At 62.9% G+C, this 19660-nt stretch carries 19 protein-coding genes; 11 read left to right on the top strand and 8 right to left on the bottom strand.

Going from position 1 to position 19660, the window contains the following annotated elements; translation table 11 throughout:
- The first annotated feature begins 148 nt into the window (after positions 1 to 148).
- The 3 genes from PP4_RS18620 to sthA all read left to right on the top strand — a co-directional run bounded on the left by PP4_RS18620 (position 149) and on the right by sthA (position 4420).
- Positions 149 to 1612 carry a glyceraldehyde-3-phosphate dehydrogenase gene (locus PP4_RS18620; RefSeq protein ID WP_041167813.1) on the top strand — a complete coding sequence of 488 codons (1464 nt, stop codon included), beginning with the start codon at positions 149 to 151 and terminating at the stop codon, positions 1610 to 1612.
- A 211-nt stretch (positions 1613 to 1823) separates the two neighbouring features.
- On the top strand, positions 1824 to 2822 hold the full coding sequence (locus PP4_RS18615) for an FAD:protein FMN transferase (protein ID WP_016500732.1): 999 nt from the start codon (positions 1824 to 1826) through the stop codon (positions 2820 to 2822).
- A 203-nt stretch (positions 2823 to 3025) separates the two neighbouring features.
- Positions 3026 to 4420, top strand: a complete 1395-nt coding sequence (sthA, locus tag PP4_RS18610; protein ID WP_016500731.1) for a Si-specific NAD(P)(+) transhydrogenase — start codon at positions 3026 to 3028, stop codon at positions 4418 to 4420.
- Positions 4421 to 4468: 48 nt separating this feature from the next.
- On the opposite strand, the gene PP4_RS18605 is transcribed toward sthA, so the two are convergent.
- Both PP4_RS18605 and PP4_RS18600 read right to left on the bottom strand, forming a co-directional pair.
- Entirely contained in the window at positions 4469 to 5185 is a 717-nt protein-coding gene (locus tag PP4_RS18605; protein ID WP_016500730.1) for a glycerophosphodiester phosphodiesterase, read from the bottom strand.
- 31 nt (positions 5186 to 5216) lie between these two features.
- Positions 5217 to 5801 carry a PilZ domain-containing protein gene (locus PP4_RS18600; protein WP_041167812.1) on the bottom strand — a complete coding sequence of 195 codons (585 nt, stop codon included), beginning with the start codon at positions 5799 to 5801 and terminating at the stop codon, positions 5217 to 5219.
- Positions 5802 to 5894: 93 nt separating this feature from the next.
- On the opposite strand from PP4_RS18600, the gene PP4_RS18595 reads away from it, so the two are divergent.
- The 3 genes from PP4_RS18595 (at position 5895) to PP4_RS18585 (ending at position 9139) form a co-directional block, all read left to right on the top strand.
- Positions 5895 to 7145 carry a lipoprotein-releasing ABC transporter permease subunit gene (locus PP4_RS18595; protein ID WP_016500727.1) on the top strand — a complete coding sequence of 417 codons (1251 nt, stop codon included), beginning with the start codon at positions 5895 to 5897 and terminating at the stop codon, positions 7143 to 7145.
- A gap of 7 nt (positions 7146 to 7152) precedes the next feature.
- A complete protein-coding gene (lolD, locus tag PP4_RS18590; protein ID WP_169725112.1) occupies positions 7153 to 7836 on the top strand; it encodes a lipoprotein-releasing ABC transporter ATP-binding protein LolD in 684 nt (227 codons plus the stop codon).
- Positions 7837 to 7897: 61 nt separating this feature from the next.
- Entirely contained in the window at positions 7898 to 9139 is a 1242-nt protein-coding gene (locus tag PP4_RS18585) for a lipoprotein-releasing ABC transporter permease subunit (protein WP_016500725.1), read from the top strand.
- A 629-nt stretch (positions 9140 to 9768) separates the two neighbouring features.
- On the opposite strand, the gene PP4_RS18580 is transcribed toward PP4_RS18585, so the two are convergent.
- Together PP4_RS18580 and cinR are read right to left on the bottom strand one after the other, a co-directional pair.
- On the bottom strand, positions 9769 to 11121 hold the full coding sequence (locus tag PP4_RS18580; RefSeq protein WP_016500724.1) for a heavy metal sensor histidine kinase: 1353 nt from the start codon (positions 11119 to 11121) through the stop codon (positions 9769 to 9771).
- A complete protein-coding gene (cinR, locus tag PP4_RS18575) occupies positions 11118 to 11798 on the bottom strand; it encodes a two-component system response regulator CinR (protein WP_016500723.1) in 681 nt (226 codons plus the stop codon). The genes PP4_RS18580 and cinR overlap by 4 nt, the downstream gene beginning before the upstream one ends.
- A gap of 182 nt (positions 11799 to 11980) precedes the next feature.
- Here cinR and PP4_RS18570 point away from each other — a divergent pair, with 182 nt between their 5' ends.
- The gene (locus PP4_RS18570; RefSeq protein ID WP_016500722.1) at positions 11981 to 12490 is read left to right on the top strand and encodes a cupredoxin domain-containing protein; all 510 of its coding nucleotides are present in this window, start codon (positions 11981 to 11983) and stop codon (positions 12488 to 12490) included.
- A 68-nt stretch (positions 12491 to 12558) separates the two neighbouring features.
- Positions 12559 to 13389, top strand: a complete 831-nt coding sequence (gene queF / locus PP4_RS18565) for an NADPH-dependent 7-cyano-7-deazaguanine reductase QueF (protein WP_016500721.1) — start codon at positions 12559 to 12561, stop codon at positions 13387 to 13389.
- 143 nt (positions 13390 to 13532) lie between these two features.
- Here queF and PP4_RS18560 read toward each other — a convergent pair whose 3' ends face one another.
- Complete coding sequence (locus tag PP4_RS18560) at positions 13533 to 13796, bottom strand: DUF4404 family protein (RefSeq protein ID WP_016500720.1); 264 nt, start codon at positions 13794 to 13796, stop codon at positions 13533 to 13535.
- Positions 13797 to 13918: 122 nt separating this feature from the next.
- Positions 13919 to 14485: a hypothetical protein gene (locus PP4_RS18555; RefSeq protein WP_016500719.1), complete on the bottom strand. Its 567-nt coding sequence runs from the start codon at positions 14483 to 14485 to the stop codon at positions 13919 to 13921.
- A 201-nt stretch (positions 14486 to 14686) separates the two neighbouring features.
- Here PP4_RS18555 and PP4_RS18550 point away from each other — a divergent pair, with 201 nt between their 5' ends.
- Positions 14687 to 15394 carry an MlaA family lipoprotein gene (locus tag PP4_RS18550; protein ID WP_016500718.1) on the top strand — a complete coding sequence of 236 codons (708 nt, stop codon included), beginning with the start codon at positions 14687 to 14689 and terminating at the stop codon, positions 15392 to 15394.
- Positions 15395 to 15425: 31 nt separating this feature from the next.
- Here the strand turns inward: PP4_RS18550 and PP4_RS18545 are convergent, their stop codons facing one another.
- Positions 15426 to 15725 carry a PilZ domain-containing protein gene (locus tag PP4_RS18545; protein ID WP_016500717.1) on the bottom strand — a complete coding sequence of 100 codons (300 nt, stop codon included), beginning with the start codon at positions 15723 to 15725 and terminating at the stop codon, positions 15426 to 15428.
- Between the two features lie 271 nt (positions 15726 to 15996).
- Between PP4_RS18545 and rssB the strand changes: the two genes are divergently transcribed.
- Positions 15997 to 17178 (top strand): two-component system response regulator RssB, encoded by a 1182-nt coding sequence (rssB, locus tag PP4_RS18540; protein ID WP_016500716.1) that lies wholly within the window; start codon positions 15997 to 15999, stop codon positions 17176 to 17178.
- Positions 17175 to 17657, top strand: coding sequence for an anti-sigma factor antagonist RssC (gene rssC / locus PP4_RS18535; protein WP_016500715.1), 483 nt, complete (start codon positions 17175 to 17177; stop codon positions 17655 to 17657). The genes rssB and rssC overlap by 4 nt, the downstream gene beginning before the upstream one ends.
- A 68-nt stretch (positions 17658 to 17725) precedes the next feature.
- Here rssC and PP4_RS18530 read toward each other — a convergent pair whose 3' ends face one another.
- The gene (locus PP4_RS18530; protein ID WP_016500714.1) at positions 17726 to 19564 is read right to left on the bottom strand and encodes an alkaline phosphatase D family protein; all 1839 of its coding nucleotides are present in this window, start codon (positions 19562 to 19564) and stop codon (positions 17726 to 17728) included.
- Positions 19565 to 19660: the final 96 nt, after the last annotated feature.

Genomic DNA, 19660 nt, shown 5'->3' with positions numbered 1-19660 from the left:
GTTGCGGCAAAGACACCGATTGTACCGGTGAGCGTGCCGGCTGTCAGGCTCGAAAGGGCGTGAACGCTGGCTTGCATCGCTACGACAGGCGCTCATTGCCGGTTCCGCGTCGGGGCGTCATAATGTAGCCCCTTTTTTCTGTCCCTACATGTGGAAGGTTCCCGTGACTCAGAAGCCCGACCAGTGTCTTGGTGAGTGGATTGATCGTGAAGCTCTGGCTGAAGCGATGATCCCGCTTATCGGTCAGCTCTACCGCAACAATAACGTGGTGAGCTCGATTTATGGCCGTAGCCTGATCAACCGTTCGGTTATCTCGATCCTCAAGGCGCACCGCTTTGCGCGTCATCGTCAAACCGACGAAACCGAACTGTCCGTCCACGAGACATTCCCCCTGCTCAAGGCCATGAGCGAGCTGAAACTGGGCGCCGCTTCGGTCGACCTGGGCAAGCTGGCCAACAAGTTCAAGCAGGAAGGCAATGGCCGCACTGCCGAGCAGTTCGTCCGTGAAGAGCTGGCCGACGTGGTTGGCCAGCAGAACGCTTCGGCGCGCAAAGGCACCGACGTTGTCCTGTACGGCTTCGGCCGCATCGGCCGCCTGCTGGCGCGCATCCTGATCGAGAAGACCGGTGGCGGCGACGGCCTGCGCCTGCGTGCCATCGTCGTGCGCAAAGGCGCCGAGAACGACCTGGTCAAGCGTGCCAGCCTGCTGCGTCGTGACTCGGTACACGGCCCGTTCGATGGCACCATCACCATCGACGAAGCCAACAACACCATCACCGCCAACGGCAACCTGATCCAGGTTATCTACGCCAAGAGCCCGAGCGAAGTCGACTACACCCAGTACGGCATCGACAACGCGCTGATCGTCGACAACACCGGCGTATGGCGTGATGCCGACGGCCTTGGCCAGCACCTGGCCTGCCCGGGCGCTGCCCGCGTGATCCTCACCGCACCTGGCAAGGGCGCGCTGAAGAACATCGTGCACGGCATCAACCACGGTGACATCGCTGCTGATGACAAGATCATCTCGGCGGCCTCCTGCACCACCAACGCCATCGTGCCGGTGCTGAAGGCGGTCAACGACAAGTACGGCATCATCAACGGCCACGTCGAAACCGTTCACTCGTTCACCAACGACCAGAACCTGATCGACAACTTCCACAAGGGCAGCCGCCGTGGTCGTGCCGCGCCGCTGAACATGGTCATCACCGAAACCGGCGCCGCCACTGCTGCTGCCAAGGCGCTGCCAGTGCTGAAGGGCAAGCTGACCGGCAACGCCATTCGTGTGCCGACGCCAAACGTATCGATGGCCATCCTGAACCTGAACCTGGAAAAGGCCACCAACCGCGACGAGATCAACGAGTACCTGCGCCAGACGGCCATGCACTCGGAGCTGCACAAGCAGATCGACTACGTCAGCTCGCAGGAAGTGGTTTCGACCGACTTCGTTGGCTCGCGCCACGCCGGTGTGGTTGATGCTGAAGCCACCATCGCCAACGACAACCGCGTTGTCCTGTACGTCTGGTACGACAACGAATTCGGTTACAGCTGCCAGGTGGTTCGCGTGATGGAAGACATGGCCGGTGTGAACCCGCCAGCGTTTCCACGCTGATTCGCTTGTAAGGCAATGAAAAAACGGGAACCTTCGGGTTCCCGTTTTTTTTGCCTGATGAACTGATCGGGCATCTACTGTGTCTGTACTGGCCTCATCGCCGGCAAGCCAGCTCCCACAGGTACTGCACAGTCATCAGGCTCGGCTCAGTACTTGTGGGAGCTGGCTTGGACGGCGATGAGGCCAGTGCAGGCAACCGAGAGCCCGAACCTTGCGCATAGCCTTACTGTTCATCCTCCTGCTGCTCACCGCCTGCGACCAGGGCCCCACCCTGGAGCGCCTGGGTGGCCCGGCCATGGGTAGCAGCTACAGCATCCAATACGTCCGCGAGCCCGGTGGCCCGGCGCCGGCCCAGGTACAGGCGGCGGTCGAAACCATCCTTGGCGACATCGACCGGCACTATTCCACCTACCGCAGCGACTCCACCGTCAGCCGTTTCAACCAGCTGCCCGCCAACCAGTGCCTGGCCCTGCCGCCCGACATGCTCGAGCTGGTTGCCCTCGGCCAGCACCTGGCCGAGCAAAGTGATGGCGCCTTTGACCTCACCGTCGAGCCCTTGCTCGACCTCTGGGGCTTCGGCCCCCAGGCCCGCCACGAGCAGGTGCCCGACCCGCAAGCACTGGCCCAGGTTCGTCAGCGTGTGGGTCATCGGCACTTGCATATCGAAGGCCAGGCCCTGTGCAAGGACGCCCCGGTGCAGCTCGACTTCAACAGCATCGCCGCCGGCCATGCCGTGGACTTGATCGCCGCGCGCCTGCTTGCCATGGGTGTCGCCAGTTTTGTCGCCGAGGCCACTGGCGAGCTCAAGGCGGTTGGCCGCAAACCCGACGGCAGCCCCTGGCGGATCGCCCTGGAATTGCCCCGCGAAGACCGTCAGATCGCCCGGCAGATCATTGCGGTCAATGGCCTTTCGGTCTCAACCTCGGGTGACTATCGGCACTATTTCGAGGAGAATGGCCGGCGCTATTCGCACACCTTCGATGCCCGTCTCGGGCGCCCTGTGCAGCACGACCTGGCCGCAGCCACCGTGCTGGATGTCTCGGCGTTGCAGGCCGACGGCTACTCGACACTGCTGCTGATCCTTGGCCCTGAGCGTGGCTGGGATTATGCCGTGGCGCATGGCCTGGCCGCGGTATTGGTGACTCGGGCCGAGGGTGGCTTCGTCTCTCGAGCTACGCCCGCATTCGAACGGGCAGTGAAAGGCGATTGAAAGCGCAGGCAGGGATGATTGCCGCCAGGGAATGGGTGAACCATATGTAGTGCGGGCAAAATTGGCCTACGACGCGACCAAGGGTTAATGTGCGCGGCGTTCACGCTTGATTAGACTGCACCCGAATTTTCTCATGACGCCCCGGCGGCATGATCGCGCCCCGCGAGCGACCGTGGCTTGCGGGCAGTTCTGAAGGAGTACGCATGGCTGTCTACAACTACGACGTAGTGGTGCTGGGTTCTGGCCCGGCCGGTGAAGGCGCGGCAATGAACGCCGCCAAAGCAGGGCGCAAGGTAGCGATGGTCGATGACCGTCGCCAAGTCGGTGGCAACTGCACGCACCTGGGTACCATCCCGTCCAAGGCACTGCGTCACTCGGTGCGGCAGATCATGCAGTTCAACACCAACCCGATGTTCCGGGCCATCGGTGAGCCGCGCTGGTTCTCGTTCCCGGACGTGCTGAAAAGCGCCGAGAAGGTGATTTCCAAGCAAGTGGCATCGCGCACCGGCTACTACGCCCGCAACCGTGTCGATGTGTTCTTCGGCACCGGCAGCTTCGCCGACGAGCAAACCGTTGAAGTGGTGTGCCCGAACGGTGTGGTCGAAAAGCTCAACGCCAAGCACATCATCATTGCCACCGGCTCGCGCCCGTACCGCCCGGCCGATATCGACTTCCACCACCCGCGCGTCTACGACAGCGACACCATCCTCAGCCTCAGCCACACCCCGCGCAAGCTGATCGTGTACGGCGCTGGCGTGATCGGTTGCGAATATGCGTCGATCTTCAGCGGCCTGGGCGTGCTGGTAGAGCTGGTGGACAACCGTGGCCAGTTGTTGAGCTTCCTGGATTCGGAAATTTCCCAGGCACTGAGCTACCACTTCAGCAACAACAACATCACCGTGCGCCACAACGAAGAGTATGAGCGCGTCGAAGGCCTGGACAACGGGGTGATCCTGCACCTGAAATCGGGCAAGAAGATCAAGGCCGACGCCTTGCTGTGGTGCAACGGCCGTACCGGCAACACCGACAAGCTGGGCCTGGAAAACATCGGCATCAAGGTCAACAGTCGTGGCCAGATCGAGGTTGACCAGGCTTACCGCACCACCGTGCCGAACATCTACGGCGCCGGTGACGTGATCGGCTGGCCGAGCCTGGCCAGTGCCGCCCATGACCAGGGTCGCTCTGCGGCTGGCAGCATCGTCGACAACGGCAGCTGGCGCTTCGTCAACGACGTACCGACCGGCATCTACACCATTCCGGAAATCAGCTCGATCGGCAAGAACGAGCAGGAACTGACCCAGGCCAAGGTGCCGTACGAAGTGGGCAAGGCCTTCTTCAAGGGCATGGCGCGTGCGCAGATCGCCGGCGAGCCGCAGGGCATGCTGAAGATCCTGTTCCACCGTGAAACCCTGGAAATCCTCGGCGTACACTGCTTCGGCTACCAGGCTTCGGAAATCGTCCACATTGGCCAGGCGATCATGAATCAGCCGGGTGAGCTGAACAACCTGAAGTACTTCGTCAACACCACGTTCAACTACCCGACCATGGCCGAAGCCTACCGGGTAGCTGCCTACGACGGCCTGAACCGGCTTTTTTGAGCGGCTCCGACCGGTGGCCTGAGCCGGTCGGAGAGACCGATTTCAACCCTACCCGAGGGTGGTCTTGGCCAAACCGGGAAAGTCTGTAATCAGGCTGTCCACGCCAAAGTCAGCGAGCCGGCGCATAAGCGCGGGTTCGTTGACCGTCCACACCGACACGTGCAAACCCTGGCCCTGTGCTTTCAGCAGGCGCTCGGGGGTGCACAGTGTCCAGTTCAATGCCAGCAGCTCGCAACCGTAGTTCTGTGCCACCTTCAGCGGGTCGAGCCAGGCGTACTCGGCGACCAGCCCGCGTTTCACGTCCGGCACCAGCTCCACGGCCGCGCCCAGCACTTCGCGTGAGCTGGAGGTGATGGTGACCTTGTCCAGCAGGCCGTATTGCTGGGCCAGTTCGCGAATCGCCAGCACGGTAGTGGCGGCGCGGGTGCGCGAAGCGCTTTTCACTTCCAGCTGCCAGTGCTCGAACGGGCATTTCTCGAACAGCTCTTCCAGTTTCGGGATAGGGCAGGGCTGCACGTGGCCCGGGCCGCCGTTGCGCGCATCGATCTTCACCAGGTCGGCGGCTGGGTGATCGACCACCTTGCCGCGTCGGCCGGTGGTGCGCTTGAGGGTTGGGTCGTGGATCACCATCAGCTCGTTGTCGGCCGACAGGTGCAGGTCCAGTTCGCAGCGCGTGACGCCGTGGGACAGGCACTGGCGGAAGCTGTGCAGGGTGTTCTCGGGCGCTTCGCCCTTGGCGCCGCGATGGCCGTAGATCAGGGTCACGTTCGTTCCTTCAAATCAGAGAAAAACAGGGTCATGAGGCGGGATCGTTCTGTTCCAGCTGCTGGCGCCGTTGTTGTTGCTGGCGCTGCAGGATGTAGCGAGCCAGCAGTTGGCGCTGGGCGTCGGTCATGTCGATGAATTCGGTGCCGACCTCGAAGCCGCCCTCGGGGCAGGGGTCGCAATGGGTGACCTTGCCGCGCAGCAGCAAGCCGTGGGCGCGCGGCATCAGCACCATCTTCACTTTTACCCGGGTGCCCGGGGCAATGTGCGTCGCCTGCGCGAATTCGATACCGCCTTCGGAGAGGACCACCGGCAGAGGCTGGCCTACTTCGCCGAGCAGGGTCTGGGCAACGACTGCGCTGAGCAGGTCGAGGCGTTTGTTCTGCGCCCGCAGGAAGGCCGCGAGGGTGCGGTCCTTGTCGCTTAGCTGACGCAGCAGGTGCTGCGACTCGAAGTCGGACAGGTGCAGCTCGCTGAGCAGGTTGAACAGCGGGGAATCATCTTGCAATACATCTGGCTCAAGGGCTTCGGCCGCGCTGAGGGGGCTGATTTGAAGTGCGATCCGATCTTCGATGCGGTAGTATTCGCGGCGATCTTCTTCGTCTAATGTCGTCATGGCGAACCCAAGGTAGCGGCGGTGGTCCGAGTGTAAAGCCGCCGTAGGCGCCTCGCCACAAGGACGTTCCCTTTCATCCGAACAAGCCCCGACATGTTCAGACCTCTTTTCGCATTCATAGGCACGCGTTATACCCGTGCCAAACGCCGTAATCACTTCGTCTCGTTCATTTCCCTGACCTCGATGATCGGCCTCGCCCTGGGCGTGGTGGTGATGATCGTGGTGCTGTCGGTGATGAACGGTTTCGACCACGAAATGCGCACCCGCGTGCTGGGCATGATCCCCCATGCCACGCTGGAGAGCGGCCAGCCCATTGCTGACTGGCCTGCCCTTGCCCAACAAGTAAAGCAGAATCCGCAGGTGGTGGCGGTTGCGCCGTTCACCCAGATGCAGGGCCTGCTGACCCATGATGGCAAGGTGCAGAAGGTGCTGCTCAACGGCATCGACCCGGCCCGCGAGCGCGAGGTGTCGATCATCGACAACTTCGTCCTGCAAGGCCGCCTCGACCAACTGGCGCCGGGTGAGTGGGGCATCATGATCGGCGACAAGGCTGCGGCCAAGCTGGGTGTGGCCATCGGCGACAAACTCACCTTCGTCGCCCCCGAGGTCAGCGTGACGCCGGCTGGCATGTTCCCGCGCATGAAGCGCTTCACCGTGGTTGGCACCTTCCACGTGGGCGCGGGCGAGATCGACGGTTACCTGGGGTTGACCAACATCAGCGACCTTTCCCGCCTGCACCGCTGGAAGCCCGACCAGGTGCAGGGCCTGCGCCTGAAGTTCGACGACCTGTTCCAGGCGCCGCGCGTGGCCTGGAGCATCGCACAACAGCTGGGTGACCAGGAATTCTATAGCCGTGACTGGACCCGCACCCACGGCAACCTGTACCAGGCCATCCGCATGGAAAAGGCCATGATCGGCCTGCTGTTGCTGCTGATCGTGGCGGTGGCGGCGTTCAACATCATTTCCACCCTGGTGATGGTGGTCAACGACAAGCGCGGCGACATTGCAATCTTGCGCACGCTGGGCGCCACCCCCGGGCAGATCATGCTCATCTTCATGGTCCAGGGCACGGTGATCGGGGTGATCGGTACCCTGATCGGCGCCGTGGTCGGGATCGTTGCCGCGCTGAACGTGAGTGCGGCGATCGCCGGCATCGAGAAGCTGATCGGGCACAAGTTCCTGAACGCCGACGTGTACTTCATCGATTACCTGCCGTCGCAGATCCAGTCCCAGGACGTGTACATGGTCTGCGGTGCGGCGCTGGTCCTGAGTTTCTTCGCCACCCTGTACCCGGCCTGGCGTGCGGCCCGCACCCAGCCTGCAGAGGCGCTACGTTATGAGTGAGTCGCGCATGAGTGATAAAGCCGTTCTGAGTTGCCGCAACCTGGGCAAGTCTTACGACGAAGGCCCGGAATCGGTGAAGGTGCTGTCCGGGCTCAACCTTGAGCTGCATGCCGGTGAGCGGGTGGCCATTGTCGGTAGCTCCGGCTCGGGCAAGAGTACCTTGCTCAACCTGCTGGGCGGCCTTGATCGGCCGACCCAGGGCAGTGTCTGGCTGGCTGGCGAAGAGCTGTCGGCGCTGGGTGAACGTGCCCGTGGCCTGCTGCGCAACCGTGAGCTGGGATTTGTCTATCAGTTTCACCACCTGTTGCCGGAATTCACCGCCATCGAGAACGTGTGCATGCCGCTGCTGATCGGCCGCACGCCCATCCCCGAGGCCCGGGAGCGTGCCGAAGCGCTGCTCAAGCGCGTGGGCCTGGGCCACCGCCTGAGCCACAAGCCGGCCGAGCTGTCCGGCGGTGAGCGCCAGCGTGTGGCGATTGCCCGGGCACTGGTCAACCGCCCCGGCCTGGTGATGCTCGATGAGCCTACCGGCAACCTCGACCACCATACCGCCCAAGGTATCCAGGAGCTTATGCAAGAGCTGTCCAGTTCGTCGCGCACGGCGTTCCTGGTGGTGACCCACGACCTCAACCTGGCGCGTCAGATGGACCGTGTATTGAAGCTCGACGACGGCCACCTGGTGGCGATCTGATCGACTGCTCGGGGTGGCAGGTGCCGCCCCGTTTTCCTGTTTTCATTGGGTGATTTCGTACATGTTCAGACCCTTGCCCATCTTCATCGGCGCGCGCTACACCCGAGCCAAGCGCCGCAACCACTTCATCTCGTTCATCTCGATGACCTCGATGATCGGCCTGTCGCTGGGCGTGCTGGCGATGATCGTGGTGCTGTCGGTGATGAACGGCTTCCAGCGCGAAATGAGCTCGCGCATTCTCGGCCTGGTACCGCATGCCGCCATCCTCGGCGTGCAGCCGCTGGACGACTGGCACAAGGTGGCCGACGCAGCCCTGCAGAACCCGGCGGTGGTGGCGGCTGCGCCGATTACCGAAATGGAGGGCATGCTGTCGTACAAGGGTGCGATGCAGCCGATCCAGGTGGGCGGTATCGACCCGGCCGAAGAGGGCAAGGTCTCGATCGTTGGCCAGCACATTGTCCAGGGCCGCCTGCAGGACCTGCAGCCGGGTGAGTTCGGTGTGGTAATCGGTGAATTGACCGCGCGGCGCTTCCGCCTTAACACCGGCGACAAACTGACCCTGATCGTGCCGGAAATCAGCAAGGAACCGGGTGGTATCACCCCGCGCATGCAGCGCCTGACGGTGGTTGGTATCTTCAAGGTCGGCGCCGAGCTGGATGGTTCGCAGGCCTATATCCACGTGGCTGATGCCGGCGAGATGCAACGCTGGGCACCGGGCCAGGTGCAGGGCGTGCGCCTGAAGCTGCATGACCTGTATGCGGCCCCGCAGGTGTCCAGGGCGATTGCAGCCGGGCTGGGTGATGCCTACCGCGCCGATGACTGGTCGCACACCCAGGGCAGCCTGTTCAGCGCCATGAAGATGGAAAAGACCATGATCGGGCTGCTGCTGATGATGATCATCGCCGTGGCGGCCTTCAATATCATTGCCACCTTGGTGATGGTGGTGAACGACAAGGGGCCGGACATTGCCATTCTGCGTACCTTGGGTGCTACACCCGCGCAGATCATGGGCACGTTCATGGTCCAGGGCAGCCTGATTGGTGTGGTCGGGACGTTGATCGGCGGCGTGCTGGGCGTGATTGCGGCGTTCAATGTCAGCCAGATCGTGGGTTGGCTGGAGCGGGTGAGTGGGCAGCACATCTTTACGTCGGACGTGTACTTCGTCAGCAGCTTGCCGTCGCAATTGCAGTGGGGCGATGTGGTGATGATCTGCACGGCCGGGTTGGTGATGAGCTTCCTGGCGACCATTTACCCGGCTTATCGGGCGTCGCAGGTGCAGCCGGCGATTGGACTGGCGGTTTGAGGTAGGTTCGAGGGCCTTATCGCCGGCAAGCCAGCTCCCACAGGTACCGGGCAGGCTCTCGGCTTGATGCGTACCTGTGGGGGCGGCTTGCAGGCAATGGGCAGCACAGCAGCCCCAGTTCCTACAGGTACCGGGCAGGCTCTCGGCTTGATGCGTACCTGTGGGGGGCGGCTTGCAGGCAATGGGCAGCACAGCAGCCCCAGCTCCTACAGGTACCGCGCAGGCTCTCGGCTTGATGCGTACCTGTGGGGGGCGCTTGCAGGCAATGGGCAGCACAGCAGCCCCAGCTCCTACAGGTACCGCGCAGGCTCTCGGCTTGATGCGTACCTGTGGGGGGCGGCTTGCAGGTAATGGGCAGCACAGCAGCCCCAGCTCCTACAGGTACCGCGCAGGCTCTCGGCTTGATGCGTACCTGTGGGGGCGGCTTGCAGGCAATGGGCAGCACAGCAGCCCCAGCTCCTACAGGTACCGCGCAGGCTCTCGGCTTGATGCGTACCTGTGGGGGGCGGCTTGCAGGCAATGGGCAGCACAGCAGCCCCAGCTCCCACAGGTACCGCGCAGGCTTTCGGGCTTGATGCAGTCCTGTGGGAGCTGGCTTGCCGGCGATGGGCTGCGAAGCAGCCCCGATTTCACCGATCCTGGCTGAACTCGATGACGAACCGTGTCCACCCATTTTCACATTCCGCCCGAATGCCCCCGCCATGGGCCTGCACGATTGACCGGGTAATCGCCAAGCCCAACCCAGCATGCTCGCTACTGCCTTCGCGCCGTGCCGGGTCCACACGGTAAAAGCGGTCGAACAACCGCGGCAAAGCAGCTGGCTCGATGGCCGGCCCGGTATTGGCCACGCTGATTCTCGGCCCAGACGCCAGCGTTACCCTTATCTGCCCACCCGCCGGGGTAAAGCGCATGGCGTTATCCAGCAGGTTGGACAGCGCCCGGCGCAGCATATGCCGGTCACCGTGCAGCACAGCCTCCCCCTCGCGCAGCATCTGCACATTGTTGTCTTCGGCCAGCGGCGCGTAGTACTCCAGCAGCGCATCCACCTCGTCATGCAACGCCAAAGGCGCTTGCCCTGGCACCAGCAGGCCGTGGTCGGCCTTGGCCAGGAACAACATGTCGTTGATCATCTGCGCCATCCACTGCAGTTCTTCCAGGTTGCCATGCAGCGCTTCGCGGTACTCCTCAAGGCTGCGCGGGCGGGTGAGGGTAACCTGGGTATGAGTTAGCAGATTGGACAGCGGCGTGCGCAGCTCATGGGCAATGTCGGCAGAAAATGCCGACAGGCGCTGGAAGGCATCGTCCAGGCGCTGCAGCATGGCGTTCATGCTGGTGGCCAGTTCGGCCAGCTCTTCGGGCATTTGCGCCACCGGCAGGCGTGTGGTGAGCGAGCGTGCCGACACGCTGGCGGCCACCTGGCCCATCTGCCGTAACGGACGCAGGCCGCTGCGTACCGCCCAGGCGCCGAGCAGCGCGGTGGCCAGCGCTGAAAGGCCGACTGTCAGCCAGATCAGGCGTTGCATGCCCTGCAGGAAATGCTGGTGGTGGGTGATGTCGAGGTACAGGGCCAGTTGTGGCGACTGCACGGCGCCCTGCGCCAGGTGCACAGCCACGCTGCGGTAGTCGGTGCCTTGTGCATGCAGGGTGGCCAGCCCGGCGGGCAGCGGTGCCTGCGGTAGCCCGGTGCGGCTTTCGAACCAGGTGGTGCCGTCGCTGCCGCTGATGCGCAGCGCCAGGTCGGCCTGGTGGCTCAGCTCATCGCGCAGGGCGGGCAGCCGTGCCTGCAGCTCGGTTGGGGTGGTGATGCCAGCCAGTTGCGTACGGAACAGTGACAGGCGCGAGTCCAGCAGTTGCTGGTCGAGTTCGACGAAGTGCTGCTCGCTGGCCCGGTTGAACAACACGCCGGCGCCCAGCGAAACGGCGGCGGTGCAGGCGGCGAACAACAGGGCCAGACGGCTGCCGAGGGAAACCCTGCGCATCATTCCGTGCGCTCTTCGAGCACATAGCCCATGCCACGTACGGTGTGGATCAGCTTGTTCGGGTGCGGGTCGTCGATTTTCAGGCGCAGGCGGCGGATCGCCACTTCGATCACGTTGGTGTCGCTGTCGAAATTCATGTCCCACACCTGCGATGCGATCAGCGATTTTGGCAATACCTCGCCCTGGCGGCGCAGCAGCAGTTCGAGCAGGGCGAACTCCTTGGCGGTCAGGTCGATGCGCTGGCCGGCGCGCTCGGCGCGGCGGCGGATCAGGTCCAGGCGCAGGTCGGCCAGGTTCAGGGTGGTGTCCTGGCTGGGGCTGGTGCCACGGCGCAGCAGGCTGCGCACCCGGGCCAGCAGTTCGGAAAAGGCGAACGGCTTGACCAGATAGTCGTCGGCGCCCAGCTCCAGGCCATGCACGCGGTCCTCGACGGCATCGCGGGCGGTGAGGAACAGCACTGGCGTATCCAGGCCGGCCTGGCGCACGGCCTGGAGGATCTGCCAGCCGTCACGGCCAGGCAACATTACGTCGAGGATCAGCAGGTCGTGGTCGCCGGTCAGGGCCAGTAACTGGCCGGTTTCGCCATCGGTGGCCAGCTCGGTGGCGAAGCCGGCCTCGCTCAAGCCCTGGCTCAGGTACTGGCCGGTGCGGGCCTGGTCTTCGACGATCAGCAGTTTCATGCACTGTCCATAATTTGAAAGTTTGTACCTGCCCTGTGGAGGCAGGCGGTGTAGTGGCTGAAATGATACGTGACGAAGCGCAGGCACGCCCAAGCTGACAAAGTTGTAATCTCCCTGTCAGGTAGCTGCCAGTCGCCCGTGACTAAGGTGGCCTCATCCTGTTGTACATTTCCGGAGTCATCATGAAACGCCTGTTCATCGCCGCCGCCCTCGCCCTGGCCAGCCTGCCGACCTTTGCCGGCGAGGCGCAAACTTTCGCCTTTGGCGAGCCGGCCCCGGCGAACAAAGCCACCCGCACGGTGAACGTGGTGCTCAAGGACATCGCCTTCGAGCCCAAAAACCTGCAGGTAAAAGCCGGCGAGACGGTGCGCTTCGTACTGGTCAACGAGGGTAAGCTGCCGCATGAATTCAACCTGGGTGACAAGGCCATGCATGCCGAGCACCAGAAGGAAATGGTCGCCATGCAAGGCAAGATGTTCACCGAGGCCATGAACCACGAAGGCATGGACCACGGGCAGATGATGGATCACGGCGTCGGCCATGGCCACGGTGGTGGCAACACGGTGCTGGTCATGCCAGGCCAGCGCGCCGAGCTGACCTGGGCCTTCCGCAAGTCGGCGCCCATCGAGTTTGCCTGCAACGTGCCGGGGCATTATCAGGCTGGCATGGTCGGGGCGTTGACCATCGAGTGACTTGCGCTCCAAGGCAGGGTGCAAAACCGGTAGACTAGGGGCAATTTCGAACCTCTAGGTCAGTTTCCATGCATCCTGCTGCCGAACACTCGCCGCTGGGCAAGTCCAGCGAATACATCGCCACCTACTCCCCGGAGCAGTTGTTCCCGATCCCGCGTACTGCCAAGTGGGCCGAGCTGGGCGTCACCGCGCAGACCTTGCCCTGGCAGGGCGTGGATTACTGGAACTGCTTCGAGCTGAGCTGGCTGCTGCCGTCGGGCAAACCGGTGGTGGCGATCGGCGAGTTCGCCATCCCGGCCGACTCGCCGAACATCATCGAGTCCAAGTCGTTCAAGCTGTACCTCAACTCGCTGAACCAGACGGTGTTTGCCTCCCTGGGCGAATTGCAGGCCTGCCTGGAGAAAGACCTGTCTGCCGCGGCTGGCAAGCCGGTGGGGGTGAAGGTTCGTACCTTGGCTGAAGTCGAGGCCCAAGGCGTGGAAGCCTTGCCGGGGCTGTGCATCGATGCGCTGGACGTTGCCATCAGCAACTACGAGCAGCCGCAGCCAGAGCTGCTGCGCTGCAACCCGGAGCACGTGGTGGAAGAAACCTTGCACAGCCACCTGCTGAAGTCCAACTGCCCGGTAACCGGCCAGCCGGACTGGGGCAGCGTGGTGGTCGAGTACAAGGGCAGGGCGCTGGACCACGCCAGCCTGCTGACTTACCTGATCAGCTTCCGACAGCACGCCGACTTCCATGAGCAATGCGTCGAGCGCATTTACCTGGATTTGAAGAACCTGCTGCAGCCGGAGCATCTGACGGTGTATGCGCGGTATGTGCGCCGGGGTGGGCTGGATATCAACCCGTACCGTAGCACCGGGGCGATCAGCCCGGATAACAAGCGGCTGGTTCGGCAGTAAGGCTCAAGTACATTGGGGGCGCTCTGCGCCCCTTTCGCGACACAAGGCCGCTCCCACAGTTTCAGCGCATGATCAGGGTTTTGCGCTGAACCTGTGGGAGCAGCCTTGTGCTGCGAATGGGCTGCCGAGCAGCCCCAGCTGTTTCAGATCCCCATGCTGTGCAGCGAGTTGACAATGCTGCGCAGAGTTGCCGTGGCGTCCGGGTGATCGGCCTCGAAGCGTTCGATTGCCAGATGCACGCTGTCTACCAGGTTGTTGTCTGGCGTGGCTTCCTCCAGTTTCAGTTGCGCCTCGATCTGACGCGCCTCTTCGTGCAACGTGGTCAGCTCTTCTTCTGTAAGCGGTACGTTGCGGTCCAGTTGCTCGCGCAAGCTGTTCAGGCGCTCTTGCAATTCGCGGGCAGGCATTGGTAGTTCTCCATCAAGGGCTTGGCAAACCATGGACCTCAGCGAAGCGGCAAAGGTTCTGGCCTGTCTTCAGCGTAATCCACCTGCCGCCGCTTTGCATGATCCGCGTCAAAGGTGCTGTATCAGGGTTTTTCACCTTTGCGCCGGCGCTGGGCGATGTCCTGCAGGCAGGTGTCCAGCGCCTCCAGGTGGTCGATTACCGAGTGCACGCCCAGGCCGAACAGTTCCAGCGTTGCCTTGCCACGGGCCACGTCCTGTTGCTGCGAGGTCATGGCTTGCCATTGCCGCGAGCTGCGGTCGCAGAACGGGCTGCAGGCGGCCAGGCCCACCGTCCACAAGCCCGCGTTAAGCCCGGACTGCAGCAGGCGCGGGTCGCCGCTGACCAGCACGCAGCCATCCAGGCGTTCGCTGTCCAGGGTCATCAGTGCCTGCCAACAGGCGTTGGGCGCCGGCCAGCGTACGCCGTTTACCGAATGCCCCGGCAGCCAGTCGGGCAGTACGTGTGCCAGGCGCTTGCTTTGGGTGGCGCTGAGGTCATCCAGCCAGATGCACGGCACCTGGTGCTGGCGCAGGCTGGCGAGGGCAGCCAGGGCGCCGGGTGCGGGCGAGGGGGCGCCACCATTGGCGGCCTGCACCAGGCAGCCGCGCAAGCCGAACAGCACAGCAGTGAAGGCGGGTGCAGCGTCCATGGCAACTTCCCCCAAATAGTCCGCAGGCTATTCGGTGATTGTTACCGCCCTGTGACATCGGCGCCCCTGCAACAGTTGTTCACAAAATATTGAGCAAACATGTGTAAAGCTGTTTATCAGGCCGCAAGCCTCTATACTGCCGCCTTACCAGCAGCGCGACCCGTTGCGTTTGCGGCCGAGAAATTCGATGGAGAGACATCTATGCGTAGGATCGGTGCCAGTGTGATCGAACGAGTCACCCAGGCCTGTGTCTGCGCCAGCATGCTGCTGGCGCCCGTGGCAGCCACCCAGGCAGCCACCGAGGAAGATCCCTGGGAAGCGGTCAACCGGCCGATCTTCCGCTTCAACGATACCCTCGACACCTATGCCCTCAAGCCATTGGCCAAGGGCTACCAGGCGGTCACTCCGCAGTTCCTTGAAGATGGCATCCACAACATCTTCCGCAACCTGGGTGATGTGACCAACCTGGCCAACGACGTGTTGCAGCTCAAGCCTCATGCTGCGGGGGTGGATACGGCGCGGCTGATCGTCAACACCACCTTCGGCCTGGGCGGTTTCTTCGACGTGGGCACCAAGATGGGCCTGCAGCGCAATGACGAAGACTTCGGCCAGACCCTGGGCTACTGGGGTATGCCGAGCGGCCCGTACGTGGTCATCCCGCTGCTGGGGCCCAGCACGGTGCGTGACGGCGTTGCCAAGTACCCGGACAGCTACACCAAGCCTTACCGCTACATCGACCATGTGCCGACGCGCAATTCGATCTTTGCCCTGGACGTGATCGACACGCGTGCCGACCTGCTCTCTGCCGAGAAGCTGATACAGGGTGACAAGTACATCTTCATTCGTAACGCCTACCTGCAGAACCGCGAGTTCAAGGTCAAGGATGGCGAAGTCGAAGACGACTTCTGATCTGTGAACAGGGGCCGCTTCAGGCCCCTTTTCAATGCATGGCCAGCACGCGCAGCCCGAACTTCTGCTGCCCACCCGGCTGGTCGGCAATCCATACCACTTCGGTGCTGGCATGCAGCCCTTTCAGCGCCGGGTGGTCGGACTCGATCCGCACCTCGATATGATCCCCCACCTGGAAGCGTTGCGGCGCCTGCACTTGCATGCCGCTGCTGGACAGGTCCAGGCACACGGCTGCGATCACCTGGCCCTCATGCAGCAGGCTGACCGCGGTATCGATGCGCATGCGGATGAAATCGCGTTTTTCGCTGTGGCTGGAGGGTGTGTGCGGCATGCTGCATCCTTCCCATCGGGGTACGCTGGTCGACTTTCTTATAACTCCCAGTGATTTGCCCTGTAAAGAGCGGCGAGGTCGACCCTCGCATGCTTGAAACGCCTGCCGGATGGGAGTACCGTCTGCGCCTTACAAGGTACCTCTGAACAGTTGCCGGGCAGGTGTTCTTGTCCTACAACTCAAGTAGAGTGTGACCACAGAGAATTCCCGTAGCTGGCCGTCTGCTTTGCCGACACCGCTGCACCCACCCAAATCGGCGCCGTTCGCCCACATGCAGAAAACCAGTGCAACGCTGCTGATTATCGATGACGACGACGTGGTCCGTGCGAGCCTCGCCGCCTATCTTGAAGACAGTGGCTTCAGCGTCCTCCAGGCCGGTAATGGCCAGCAGGGGCTTCAGGTCTTCGAAGAACACCAGCCCGACCTCGTGATCTGCGATCTGCGCATGCCGCAGATGGGCGGCCTCGAACTGATCCGTCAGGTCAGCGAGCGTGCGCCGCAGTTGCCGGTGATCGTGGTGTCTGGGGCCGGTGTCATGAGTGATGCGGTGGAAGCCTTGCGCCTGGGCGCCGCCGACTACCTGATCAAGCCGCTGGAAGATCTGGCCGTGCTTGAGCATTCGGTGCGCCGCGCCCTCGACCGCTCGCGACTGGTGCTGGAAAACCAACGCTACCGCGACAAGCTCGAAACGGCCAACCGCGAACTGGAAGCCAGCCTGCACCTGCTGCAGGAGGACCAGACCGCCGGTCGCCAGGTGCAGATGAACATGCTGCCGGAAAGCCCCTGGGTAGCTGGCGAGTTCGCCTTCGAGCACCAGATCATCCCGTCGTTGTACCTGTCGGGTGATTTTGTCGATTACTTCCGCGTCGACGAGCGGCGTATTGCCTTCTACCTCGCCGATGTATCCGGGCATGGCGCGTCGTCGGCCTTTGTCACCGTGCTGTTGAAATTCATGACCACGCGGCTCATGTTTGAGCTAAAGCGCAGCAGGATGCGCGAGTTCAAACCGTCCGAAGTGCTCAGCCACATCAACCGCGGCCTGATCAATAGCAAGCTGGGCAAGCACGTGACCATGGTTGGCGGGGTGATCGACGAAGAGGCTGGTCTGTTGACCTACGCCGTGGGTGGCCACTTGCCGCTGCCCGTGCTGCATACCCCCGGGCATACCCGTTACCTGGAAGGCCGTGGCCTGCCGGTGGGGCTGTTCGACGAGGCTACCTACCAGGACTTGGTGGTGGAGCTGCCACCTCAGTTCAGCCTCAGCCTGATGTCCGATGGCATTCTGGACCTTTTGCCGGGTGACACGCTCAAAGATAAAGAGGCTGCCTTGCCGGAGATCGTCAAGGCAGCAGGTGGCAGCCTGGATGGGCTGCGTCAACGATTCGGATTAGCTACGCTTGGGGATATGCCGGATGATATCGCCCTATTGGTGTTGAGCAGGAACCTTCAATGAGTACCGGTAGAATCCAGTTCGCCGAGCAGAGTGGTACCTTCGTATTGAAGTTCGTCGGTGAAGTGCGCCTGACCCTGTGTTCGGCGCTGGATGCGACGATCGAGAAGATATTCACGGCGTTGAACTTCTCGGCGATTGTCATCGACCTTACCGAAACCGAGAGTATCGACAGCACCACCTTGGGCCTGCTGGCCAAGCTGTCGATCCTGTCGCGGCAGAAGGTAGGCCTGTTGCCGACCGTGGTCACCACCAACCCGGACATTTCCCGGTTGTTGCAGTCGATGGGTTTCGATCAGGTGTTCAACATCGTCGATCGCCCGATTCCGTGCCCCGAGTGCCTGACCGACCTGCCGTCGCAGGACCAGAACGAAGAGGTGGTGCGCTCAAAGGTGCTGGAGGCGCACAAGATCCTCATGGGCCTGAACGACTCCAACCGCGAAGCCTTCCATGACCTGGTCAATGCGCTGGAGCGCACCTGATTCTTGACCTGTGCCGGCCTCTTCGCGGGTTTACCCGCGAAGAGGCCAGCACAGACTGAAGACCAGACTCAGCCAGTAAACTCGGTAGCCTCACCCCCACCCGCATCGAGCTGATACACCCGCATCGGCCGCCCCTGCTCATCAAAGAACACCTGCCCCAGCCCCGCACCGTTCCACAAACGCTCCCCGGCCTTGCTGTGGCTGGGCGTACGCGGCACCACTTCCATCTCCCGGCGCTTGGTAAACCAGTTCAGCGGCGAGCGCGGTGCATACAGCCAGCGGTTGAGCCGGTCGAGTACATCCAGCAGGCGCCGGGGGAACTCGTTCTTGATCCCGCTGCTGGTCACCTGCCACAAATGCGGGCTGCGCTGGCGGTGGCGGATCAGCACTTCATAGACGAACGAATAGTGCACATCCCCGGACAACACCACGTAGTGCCCCGGCGTGCGCGAGTGGCGGAAGATGTTGAGGATGACCTGCGCCGCACCTCGGTGGGCCATCCAGTTTTCGGCATCCACCAAAAGCGGGTACCCCAGCCAGCTGAACACCTTCTGCACAGTCTCGATCAGCTTCACGCCAAAAATTGGCGCAGGCGAGACAATCACCGCTGACGGGTGGTCGAGCAGGGCCTGCTGCAACTCGCTCAGCGCTTCCCAGTCAAGCAGGCCGGACGGCTTGGCCAGGTTGCTTTCGCTGCGCCAGCGGCGGGTACGGGTGTCCAGTACCAGCAAGGGAGGGTTTGTCGGCAAGCTGAATTGCCAGCCCTGAAAGCGCAGCAGTTCGCCGATCAGTTCATCGCGGGCCTGGCTGCACAAGGCCTGGCATTGCCTGACCAGGGGCTTGCAGCTGTCCGGATCGTTGCCCCAGGCCTGACACAGCAGGTAGCCAAGCAGTGCGTTGCCAATGATCCGCCGCGAGAAGGGGTGGCCGTAGGCGGTTTCTTCCCACTGTGCCGAGAGGTTCCAGTCGTCGGTGATGTCGTGGTCGTCGAAGATCATCAGGCAGGGCAGGTGGGCCATCACCCGCGCCACCTGGCCAAGGTTCCCGGCAAACCCCTGGATAAGCGGCAGCTCCTGTCGATAACGTGCCTGGCGCTGGTCGGTCAGCCCGCTGGGCATCGCCATGTCCACCAGCTGCCACGGCACGGGTGACCACACCAGCAGGTACATGGCCATGACCTCGGCGAAGGTCACCAGGTGGTTGTCGGCGTTGCTGGACGAAAAAATCGGCTTGCGCTTGCCGCCAAAAAACCGCTCGCGCAAGGTGTCGTTGGTTTCCTGCGCCGGCAGCAGGTCGGCGCGGTGGTAGTAGCTGGCCGGGTGCTGGTACAGCGCCTGGCTGTCGGCAACCACGGCGCCATCCAGCTGCTCGTCGAACAGGCCCAGGCGCTCAATCAGGCTATGGATAGCACGCAGCATCGGGCCGGCGACATCGTCGGCGTACACCTGGTCGCCGGTCATCAGCAGCACGGCCGGGCGATCTTCAGGCTGCTCGCAGGCCTGCAGCAGGCGGTCAGCGCACAGCAAGCCATCGGCAGCGGGGTGGTGCGGCTTGCGGCAAGAACCGTGCAGCAAGTGGTCGAGACGGTCGCGCAGCACCAGGCTCGGGCGCTGGGTGCCGGGGTAGAGCAGGTGCGGCGCCCAGCCCGCGATGCCCTGGCCGTTGATGAGCAGGTCGTAGTCGAGCTGCTGGTTGCAGGGCAGGGGGTTGGCGAAGTGGATTTCCAGCAGGTGAATGAAAGCGTGCTGGCCGACCGGGACGACCTGGCAATCCACCTTGGCCTCGCTTGCCGGGAAGATGAATTCGGGTTGCAGCGGTTGGGTGGCGACCAGCCAGATGGCCAGGCGCTGGGGTTCCAGGCGGCGCAGTACCGGGCCGGTGAGTACAAGGGGCAAGGATGGGGTCATCAACAGCTCTGAAGGCTAGTCGACCCCTTCGCGGGCAAGCCCGCTCCCACAGGTACGGCACTGCACTCAAGGGCTGCACTTTACCTGTGGGAGCGG

The sequence above is a fragment of the Pseudomonas putida NBRC 14164 genome, from assembly GCF_000412675.1.
GTDB lineage: Bacteria > Pseudomonadota > Gammaproteobacteria > Pseudomonadales > Pseudomonadaceae > Aquipseudomonas > Aquipseudomonas putida.
This window is presented reverse-complemented; position numbering and strand designations above follow the sequence as displayed.

Bases quoted from the DNA above. Each gene is read 5' to 3' on its own strand.
- cinR (WP_016500723.1), bottom strand. From the start codon at position 11,798: ATGAAACTGCTGATCGTCGAAGACCAGGCCCGCACCGGCCAGTACCTG.
- PP4_RS18595 (WP_016500727.1), top strand. From the start codon at position 5,895: ATGTTCAGACCTCTTTTCGCATTCATAGGCACGCGTTATACCCGTGCC.
- PP4_RS18620 (WP_041167813.1), top strand. From the start codon at position 149: ATGTGGAAGGTTCCCGTGACTCAGAAGCCCGACCAGTGTCTTGGTGAG.
- PP4_RS18530 (WP_016500714.1), bottom strand. From the start codon at position 19,564: ATGACCCCATCCTTGCCCCTTGTACTCACCGGCCCGGTACTGCGCCGC.
- PP4_RS18545 (WP_016500717.1), bottom strand. From the start codon at position 15,725: ATGCCGCACACACCCTCCAGCCACAGCGAAAAACGCGATTTCATCCGC.
- lolD (WP_169725112.1), top strand. From the start codon at position 7,153: ATGAGTGATAAAGCCGTTCTGAGTTGCCGCAACCTGGGCAAGTCTTAC.
- sthA (WP_016500731.1), top strand. From the start codon at position 3,026: ATGGCTGTCTACAACTACGACGTAGTGGTGCTGGGTTCTGGCCCGGCC.
- rssC (WP_016500715.1), top strand. From the start codon at position 17,175: ATGAGTACCGGTAGAATCCAGTTCGCCGAGCAGAGTGGTACCTTCGTA.
- rssB (WP_016500716.1), top strand. From the start codon at position 15,997: ATGCAGAAAACCAGTGCAACGCTGCTGATTATCGATGACGACGACGTG.
- PP4_RS18600 (WP_041167812.1), bottom strand. From the start codon at position 5,801: ATGACGACATTAGACGAAGAAGATCGCCGCGAATACTACCGCATCGAA.
- PP4_RS18585 (WP_016500725.1), top strand. From the start codon at position 7,898: ATGTTCAGACCCTTGCCCATCTTCATCGGCGCGCGCTACACCCGAGCC.
- PP4_RS18555 (WP_016500719.1), bottom strand. From the start codon at position 14,485: ATGGACGCTGCACCCGCCTTCACTGCTGTGCTGTTCGGCTTGCGCGGC.
- PP4_RS18570 (WP_016500722.1), top strand. From the start codon at position 11,981: ATGAAACGCCTGTTCATCGCCGCCGCCCTCGCCCTGGCCAGCCTGCCG.
- PP4_RS18550 (WP_016500718.1), top strand. From the start codon at position 14,687: ATGCGTAGGATCGGTGCCAGTGTGATCGAACGAGTCACCCAGGCCTGT.
- PP4_RS18580 (WP_016500724.1), bottom strand. From the start codon at position 11,121: ATGATGCGCAGGGTTTCCCTCGGCAGCCGTCTGGCCCTGTTGTTCGCC.
- PP4_RS18560 (WP_016500720.1), bottom strand. From the start codon at position 13,796: ATGCCTGCCCGCGAATTGCAAGAGCGCCTGAACAGCTTGCGCGAGCAA.
- queF (WP_016500721.1), top strand. From the start codon at position 12,559: ATGCATCCTGCTGCCGAACACTCGCCGCTGGGCAAGTCCAGCGAATAC.